Below are 6,454 nucleotides of genomic sequence, written 5' to 3'. Positions count from 1 at the left end.
ACCTACGGGCGCCCTGCGGCGCGACGCGCCCGTAGGTCGCCTCGGCCAGGCGCCGAACCTCGTCGGGCGTCACGTCGCCGGCGACCACCAGGATCGCGTTCTCGGGGGTGTAGAAGCGCTTGTAGTAGTCGAGGGCGTGGCCGCGGTTCAGCTCCTCGATCTCGTGCATCCAGCCGATGATCGGGATGCCGTAGGGATGGTGCACGAAGAGCGAGGCGGCCATCGCCTCCGAGAGCTGGGCCGACGGGTCGGTCTCGACCCGCATGCGGCGCTCCTCGAGCACCACGTCGCGCTCCGGCGCCACCACCGCGTCGTCGAGGACGAGGCCTGTCATGCGGTCGGCCTCGAACGCCATCATCGTGTCGAGGTTGTCGCGGGCGACGCGCTGGAAATAGGCGGTGTAGTCGTAGGAGGTGAAGGCGTTCTCCTGGCCGCCGAGGCCGGAGACGGCCTTGGAGAAGGCGCCGACCGGGTGCTTCTCGGTGCCCTTGAACATCAGGTGCTCGAGGAAGTGGGCGATGCCCGACTGGCCGAGCGGATCGTCGGCCGAGCCGTTGCGATACCAGATCATGTGGGTGACGACGGGCGCGCGGTGATCGGGCACCACCACCACGTCAAGGCCGTTGTCGAGGGTGAAGGCCGACACCTCCGGCCCGCCGGCTTCCGAGCGCCCGAACGGCGCCGCCTCGGCGCGTCCCGCATTCGCGAAACGGCCGCCGGCCGGGAACAGGGTGGGCGTCGCCTTCCTGAGCAGATGCATTCCGTCTTCCCTCGTGCGGCCCCGAGGGACCGTCCGTTTCTGGTTCGATGCGGGGCTCCGAGCGCGCCGGCATCGTCTTAAATGGCACGTCCCGTATCTAAATTGGCAAGTCCCGTACCGGATTTGCCAGTCCCGGTCCCGTGCGGAACCGAGACGCGCCGTGTGTCACATCCGCACCTCAGCGCGCCCGCTGCTCACGCAGATAGACACCCGGATCGGCTTCGTCGCGCTCGCGGGTCGGGTTGTTGATCGGGTCGGTGGTGTTGCGGACGATCTTCCGCGGCGGCTGGCGATAGCCCTTGGGCGGGTCGGTGAGCACGTCGCGCGACGGCTCGGCCGCCGCCGGCTCCGTCTTCTCGTTGCCGATCCCCCGGATCAGGTCGAGCGGGTTGACCCAAGAATCCTCGCGGCTGTTCTCGCCGGGCTTGCGCTCGATCTCGCGGGTCAGGTTGGCGTCGGCGCGCCGGCCGGACCGCATCTCGTCGATCGAGAGCGTCGCGTTGTTGTCCTCGTAGCGACCCTGCGCCTGGCTGCCCTTGGGCAGACGGCGCTCGGCGGCGGCGCGCTCGCGCTCGACCACCTCGGGTTCCTTGGGCCATTGCGCCGAGGCGGCGCCGGCGCGGGGCGCCGGAAGGGACTTCCCGTCGAGCTTGGGCGGCATCACCAGCGGCGCGCGCTCGCGATACTCGATCGGCGCCTGCGGCTTCTCGAGAAGGCCGATGCCGCTCAAGGTGTTGCGCAGCAATTCGCCCGTTTCCTGGGCCTGGACCGCCGACGGCAGGGCGATCGCCGCCGCCGCCATGAGAATGAGCTCCCGATACCCGATCATGATGCCCCGCAGCTTGCCCACCGATGCCCGATCCCCGTTCCGGGGTTCTCGAAGCGGCCGCACGGTTGACGGCCTGATCCGGCGCTTCGGGTCTGGGACCGGTTTCCGGCGATCGTATGGCGCCTTGACCGCTCCCGGCCAGCCGCCGGCGACAGGTGGCTGTGGATGTGGTCTCCCGGTCACGCCGGCGGCGGCTCGCCCGGCAGGCCGGGGCGCCGCTCCGGCAGCACGCTGTCGAGGATCAGCCCGACGACGCCCGCCACGATCGCCGCGTCGGCGATGTTGAACACGTACCAGGACCAGGCCCCGGCATGCAGGTGGACGAAGTCGAACACCGCGCCGTAGGCCGCCCGGTCGATCGCGTTGCCGAGCGCGCCCCCGGCGATCAGCCCGAGCGCGGTCGCGAGCAGGCGCGAACCGGTGCGGGTCATCCACACGCTGAGGCCGAGGGCCGCCGCGAGCGACAGCGCCACCAGCAGCCAGCGGCCGATGCCGCCCTCTTGCTGGAACAGGCCGTAGGACACGCCCCTGTTCCAGACCACAACGAACTCGGCGTAGGGGCCGAAGCGCCAGGGCTGGGTCAGCACCAGGTCGGTACCGAAGTAGAGCCCCAGCTTCGAGGCCTGATCGAGGATCAGCGTCGTGAGCAGGGCGAGGAGTCCGAGGCGCACGGGCGTCATCGGGTAGCCCCATCTTCCGTCGCGACGGCGACGGAACGCGGACGGGTCGCGAACGGGGTTCCCCCACCCTCCCCGTCATCCCGGGGCGCTGTTGCGCAGATCCGGGAAGACCGGATCGGATCCGCGGCGGTGCGCGCCGCGCCGGCCACGCGCTCCCCTGTCCCGACCCGCTTCGCGGGCCACCCTCCCCCGCAGAGGGGGGAGAGAGACGGTTCCGATCCGCTCACGCCGCGCTCGCGGCCGCGTGCGCCGCGTCCCACTCCCGCAGGGCGCGGGCGTCGCGGGGCGTGACGTCGGGATAGTCCGGATCGTTGCCGACCTCCGGCGTGACGCGCCAGGATCGCGCGCATTTCCGGCCCTCGGCGCGCGCCGGCACCACGGCGACGCCCTTGACCTCGTCGAGGCGGAACGCGTCGGCCGGTCCCTCCCCGGCCTCGACCCGGATCGCGGAGGTGATGCAGACGTCGGCGAAGTCGACGCCGTCGATGGCGGCCAGAAGCTCGGGATCGGCGATGGAGACCACGGGGGCCGCCTCCAGGCTCGCGCCGATGCGCTTGGCGGCCCGCTCGATCTCCAGCGCGCCGGTCACGACCCGGCGGACGCGACGGATCTTCTGCCAGCGCGCGGCCAGCCCGTCGTCGCGCCAAGCCTCGGGCGTCTCCGGCAGGGTCTGCAGGTGGACCGACCCGGTCTCCGACGGGAACCGGTCGAGCCAGGCCTCCTCGGCGGTGAAGGCGAGGACCGGGCTCAGCCAGATCACGACGCGGCGGAAGGCCTCGTCGATCACCTGAAGCGCGGCCCGGCGGGCGACCGACGAGGCCGGGTCGCAGTACAGGGCGTCCTTGCGCACGTCGAAGTAGAACGACGACAGGTCGCCGGTCAGGAAGTTGTTCAGCAGCGCGACCACCCGCTTGGTGTCGAAGGTGCGGTAGGCCTCGCGGATTTCGCCGTCGAGCTCGAGCAGCCGATGCAGCACGAAGCGCTCGAGTTCCGGCATCTCCGCCACCGGCACGTTGTCGCCCGCCACGCGGTGGGCGAGCGAGCCGAGCATCCAGCGCAGGCTGTTGCGCAGCTTCCGGTAGGTCTCGGCGAAGGTCTTGATGATCTCCGGGCCGATGCGCAGGTCGTCGGTGTAGTCCGACGCCGCGACCCACAGGCGCAGGATGTCGGCGCCGGAATCCTTGATGATGCTCTGCGGCGCGACGACGTTGCCCTTCGACTTCGACATCTTCAGGCCCTTGGCGTCGAGGACGAAGCCGTGGGTCAGCACCGTGTCGTAGGGCGCGCGGCCGCGCGTGCCGGCCGATTCGAGCAGCGAGGACTGGAACCAGCCGCGGTGCTGGTCCGACCCCTCCAGGTACATCACCGTGTCCTGCCCGCCGTCACGCCGGCGCACGACGTTGGCGAGACCCGGGAACGCCTCTGGATCGTCGAGGACGAAGGCGTGGGTCGAGCCGGAGTCGAACCACACATCGAGGACGTCGGTGACCTTCTCGTACGCCGCCGGGTCGTGGTCGGGAGCGAGGAAGCGGGCACCGTCGGCATCGGTGAACCACGCGTCCGCGCCTTCCGCCGCGAAGGCGGCGACGATGCGGGCGTTCACGCCCGCGTCGCGCAGCACCTCGCCGGTGCCCTTTCTCACGAACACGGTGATCGGCACGCCCCAGGCGCGCTGGCGGGAAACCACCCAGTCCGGCCGGTTGCCGACCATGCCGTTGATCCGGTTCTTGCCCTGCGGCGGCACCCACTGGGTGTCCTCGATCGCCTGCAGGGCGACCTCGCGCAGCGTCCGGTCGCCGAGCGACTCCACCGCCTTGTCCATGGCGATGAACCATTGCGGCGTGTTGCGGAAGATCACCGGCTTCTTCGAGCGCCAGGAATGCGGGTAGCTGTGCTTGAGCCGGCCCGACGCCACCAGCGTCCCCGCTTCCTGGAGCGCGGCCATCACGGCCCTGTTGGCGTCGCCCTTCTCGCCCTTGTCGGTGAGGACGCGCTTCCCCTCGAAACCCGGCGCATCCTTGGTCAGCGCGCCGTCGGCATCGACCGTGTAGGGGATCCGGGTCTCGATGCCGCGCTCGGCGAGCGCGCGGCCGTTGGCCATCCAGACCTCGAAATCCTCGCGGCCGTGGCCCGGCGCGGTGTGGACGAAACCGGTGCCGGCCTCGTCGGTGACGTGGTCGCCGTCGAGCATCGGCACGGCGAAGTCGTAGCCGCGGCCGGCGAGCGGGTGGGACAGGGTGAGGCCGGCGAGCTCGGCCGGGCTCACGTCGCGCAGGCGCTCGTGTCCTGCGACGCGCGCGGCCTCGAAGACGCCCGCGGCAAGACCGTCCGCCAGCAGGTAGGTCTGGCCGACCTTGGCCCAGTTGTCCTCGGCGGCCTCGGTGACGCGATAGAGGCCGTAGGCAACGCGCTTGGAGTAGGCGACCGCTCGGTTGCCGGGCATGGTCCAGGGCGTCGTGGTCCAGATGACGACGCGGGCGTCGGTCAGGTCGGCGACGGCGCCTTCGCGCACCGGGAAGGCGGCGAAGATGGTATCGCTGACGTGGTCCTCGTACTCGACCTCGGCCTCGGCGAGCGCGGTCTTCTCGACCACCGACCACATCACCGGCTTCGAGCCGCGATAGAGCTGCCCGCTCATCGAGAACTTGATCAGCTCGGCGGCGATCGCCGCTTCCGCCGGATAGGCCATGGTGGCGTAGGGATGGTCCCAATCGCCGGTGACGCCGAGGCGCTTGAACTCCGCGCGCTGCACGTCGAGCCAGTGGCCGGCGAACGTTCGGCATTCCTGGCGGAACTCGATGACCGGCACGTCGTCCTTGTTGCGGCCCTTGGCGCGGTACTGCTCCTCGATCTTCCACTCGATCGGCAGGCCGTGGCAGTCCCAGCCCGGCACGTAGTTCGCGTCGAAGCCGAGGCCGCCCATGGAGCGGACGATCACGTCCTTGAGGATCTTGTTCAGCGCTGTGCCGATGTGGATGTTGCCGTTGGCGTAGGGCGGCCCGTCGTGCAGCACGAATTTCGGCCGTCCGGCGGCCTGCGCGCGAAGCTGGCCGTAGAGGTCGGTCGTGCTCCAGCGCTCCAGCAGCAGCGGCTCGCGGGTCGGCAGGCCCGCCCGCATCGGAAAATCGGTCTGCGGCAGGTAGAGGGTCTTCGAATAGTCGCGGCCGGCCGGGGCTTCGGCTTGGGTCTCGTCGGTCATGGGGTCGGGCGTCCTGGATACGGGCGGCGCGCGTGCGGGCTCTGCGGAGGCCCGCGCCTGTCACGGCGCTAGGGGCGAAGGAAGCGGTGGCTCCCGTGACGATCCCGGCCTCCGCGCAGCCGCGCGGGCGCGGCGCTCACGCGGCGGCCGGGCCCATAATTCGAAGACGGAGACAGGCGTCGGCGCTGCGCATGGGCGGCGTTCTAGCAGCGGGCGCGAGCGGAGGCCAGCGGATGCGCGTGTGCCGCGAAGCGATGCCGATTCACCACATCGCCACGCCGCATCCCGAGCCGCTGCCACCAAATCGCGGCGCGTTCGTTGCCATCCCACGCGATCCGCCGCGCCGGCCTGCCCGGGCGGGTCCGAGACGCGACGGATTATCAAGACAGGGTGCACGCCATGAGACATCTCCTGATCGCCGCGACGCTCGCCGTTTCCGCCTTCGCCATCGCCGGCCCCGCGCAGGCGCAGGGCCTCGTCGGCGGCGTGCAGCGCGGCTCGGCCGAGGGCAACCGCGTCGGCGGGCCGGTGGGCGGCGTGGTCGGCGGAGCGGTCGGCGGTGCCGTCGGAACGGTCAACGGCGCGCTCGGGATCGATCCCGGCCGGCGCGCCTACCGCACCGACCTGCGCTCGCGCCGCGCCGTCCGGCATCATCGCCGCCACCACCGCTGAGACGTCGGGGTCCGGCCCGGACTGAAAGCGTCCGGCCCGGATTGAAAGCCGTTTCCGCCTCGATCCGGAGCCGGATCTAGGAAAATTGCGACCTTTCGCGGTTTCGCCCGTTGACCCGTCACGGACCCGGAGCCAGCCGATCGCGCGGCCGGGACATTCTCGAAACTCGATCAAGGATCCGACACCATGAAGACATTGCTGATCGCCACGACCCTCGTGCTCTCGCCGCTGGCCCTCTCCGCCACGGCGCAGGCCCAGGGCACCGTCCGCGGCGCCGAGCGCGGCGTCGAGGACGGCAACCGCGCGGCCGGCCC

5 protein-coding genes are annotated in these 6,454 nt (G+C 71.0%); 1 reads left to right on the top strand and 4 read right to left on the bottom strand.

The features are described from left to right. The 4 genes from FV223_RS17250 to ileS form a co-directional block, all read right to left on the bottom strand. The coding region (locus FV223_RS17250) for a pitrilysin family protein (protein ID WP_147728181.1) at positions 1–760 on the bottom strand (760 nt) is incomplete at its 3' end. 178 nt (positions 761–938) lie between these two features. After that, positions 939–1,610, bottom strand: a complete 672-nt coding sequence (locus tag FV223_RS17245) for a hypothetical protein (RefSeq protein ID WP_313899077.1) — start codon at positions 1,608–1,610, stop codon at positions 939–941. Between the two features lie 158 nt (positions 1,611–1,768). Continuing rightward, positions 1,769–2,269 (bottom strand): signal peptidase II, encoded by a 501-nt coding sequence (lspA, locus tag FV223_RS17240; protein WP_147728180.1) that lies wholly within the window; start codon positions 2,267–2,269, stop codon positions 1,769–1,771. A gap of 223 nt (positions 2,270–2,492) precedes the next feature. Further along, positions 2,493–5,468 carry an isoleucine--tRNA ligase gene (gene ileS / locus FV223_RS17235; protein WP_147728179.1) on the bottom strand — a complete coding sequence of 992 codons (2,976 nt, stop codon included), beginning with the start codon at positions 5,466–5,468 and terminating at the stop codon, positions 2,493–2,495. A gap of 399 nt (positions 5,469–5,867) precedes the next feature. On the opposite strand from ileS, the gene FV223_RS17230 reads away from it, so the two are divergent. Beyond that, complete coding sequence (locus FV223_RS17230) at positions 5,868–6,140, top strand: hypothetical protein (RefSeq protein WP_147728178.1); 273 nt, start codon at positions 5,868–5,870, stop codon at positions 6,138–6,140. Positions 6,141–6,454: the final 314 nt, after the last annotated feature.

It is taken from the genome of Methylobacterium sp. WL116, assembly GCF_008039455.1.
Lineage (GTDB): Bacteria > Pseudomonadota > Alphaproteobacteria > Rhizobiales > Beijerinckiaceae > Methylobacterium.
Note: the sequence above shows the minus strand (reverse complement) of the source record. Positions and strands in the feature narration are given on the sequence as shown.